Below are 1,978 nucleotides of genomic sequence, written 5' to 3'. Positions count from 1 at the left end.
AGGAGCCGGCCACGGGCCAGGCGGCGCCGTCGACCGGCAAAGGACAGCATCCGCGCCCTGCTGACCAATCGGAAGCCTCCTGTGTTCGCGGCCTGCATGGTGCTGTTCTTCCTCGCCAACGCCGCGATGCTGCCCCTGGTCGGCAGCGTCCTGACCCTGCGGGCGAGCGAGACCGCCACCGCGCTGGTCGCCGCCTGCATCATGGTCCCGCAGGCGGTGCTGGCGGTCAGCGCCCCTGCGGTCGGCCGGGCCGCCGAGCGCTTCGGCCGCTACCCGGTGCTGCTGTTCGGATTCGGCGCCTTGCCGGTCCGGGGCCTGCTGCTCGCCTACACGACCAACCCCTACGGTCTCGTCGCCATCCAGGTGCTGGACGGCATCTCGGCGTCGGTGCTGGGCGTGATGGTGCCGCTGATCGTGTCGGATCTCACCCGTGGCACCGGCCGCTTCAACCTCGCCCTCGGCGCGGTCGGCACGGCCATGGGCATCGGCGCCGCCCTTTCGACCTCGCTTGCCGGCATCATGGCCGACCATCTCGGCAGCCACAGCGCCTTCCTGGGGCTCGCGATCGTGGGGTTCGCGGCTTTCATGCTGGTGGCGCTGATCATGCCGGAGACGCGTCCGACGGAGCACACGGCCTGACCGGGCGCGGCATCGGATTCGCAAGGGTGTTTCCGCGCCGCTCAAGCGACGTTCAGGTTCTGCGGATAAAAGCGCACGGAAGGTGCGGGCCGGTGAAACATATGGCAACGCTCTCGCGTTGCCGCTGCGGGTCAGACTGCGCCCGCTCTGCACGCCGCCTCAGCCCGTAAGCCAAAGCCGCGCGAATACGGAATGGTCACCGCGATGGAAGAGCTGCACCGATACGCCGACAGGCCCTTCGCCTTCGTCGCGCGGTATCTCCGCCGCCGCTGGCTGCCGCACTTGGTCATCCTGATCTCCGTGCTCGGCGCCGTCGGCTTCTCGGTCTCCACCGATTACGCCCTCAAGGGCGTGGTCGACGCGCTGACGAAGGGGCCCGGCCCGGGCAACACGGTCGTCTGGAGCGCGCTCGCGGTCCTGGTCGCCTTCATCGCCGCCGACAACATGCTCTGGCGCGTGGCGGCGCTGACCGGCGCCTTCACCTTCGTGGGGATCACCGGCGACATCCGGCGCGACCTGTTCCGGCACATGACCGGCCATTCCCCGACCTTCTTCTCCGACCGCCAGCCGGGCACCCTGGCGTCGCGCATCACGGCGACCTCGAACGCGATCTTCACGGTCGAGAACATGTTCGTGTTCAACGTGATGCCGCCGACGGTCGCGGCCTTCGGGGCGATCGCCTACATCGCCACCGTCAACCTCACCATGGCGGGCATCCTGGCGGGCGTGTTCGCGGCCGTCGTCGTGCTGATGTTCAAGATGGCCTCGGCCGGCAAGCCGCTGCACCACGACTTCGCCGCCAAGGCCGCCAGCGTCGACGGCGAGATGGTCGATCTCGTCGGCAACATGTCGCTCGTGCGCGCCTTCTCGGCCTTCAAGCGCGAGGGGCAGCGCTTCGAGGGCACCATCGCGACCGAGATGCGGGCGCGGCGCTCGTCGCTCCTCTACCTCGAGAAGCTGCGCATCGTGCACGCGGTGCTGACCGTGCTTGCCGTGTTCGGCCTGCTCTATTGGGCGATCCAGATGTGGGAGGCCGGACAGGCGACGAACGGTCAGGTCGTGCTGGTCTGCACGCTCGGCATCCGCATCCTGGCGGCCACCCGCGACCTCGCGGTCGCGCTGGTCGACGCGACCCAGCACACCGCCCGGCTGGCCGAGGCCCTGCACACCCTGCTTCAGCCCCACGATCTCGTGGATCATCCGGAAGCGCAGCCGCTCACAGGCCAGGGCGCCAAGATCGAGTTCGAGCACGTCGCCTTCAGCTATCCGGACGGGCGCCCCGTCTTCACGGATTTCGACCTCGTCATCGAGCCGGGCCAGCGCGTCGGTCTGGTGGGCC

Annotated in this window: 2 protein-coding genes; both read left to right on the top strand. The window is 69.2% G+C overall.

The genetic code is table 11. The features are described from left to right. Positions 1-639 (top strand): MFS transporter (locus I53_RS27435; RefSeq protein WP_251982476.1); only part of this gene is annotated, 639 nt, incomplete at its 5' end. 204 nt (positions 640-843) lie between these two features. Further along, positions 844-1,978, top strand: a 1,135-nt coding sequence (locus tag I53_RS27430; RefSeq protein WP_043356945.1) for an ABC transporter ATP-binding protein, incomplete at its 3' end; no start/stop codon positions are given.

The organism is Methylobacterium sp. B1 (assembly GCF_000333255.1).
In the GTDB taxonomy this organism is placed as follows: Bacteria; Pseudomonadota; Alphaproteobacteria; order Rhizobiales; family Beijerinckiaceae; genus Methylobacterium; species Methylobacterium fujisawaense.
This window is presented reverse-complemented; position numbering and strand designations above follow the sequence as displayed.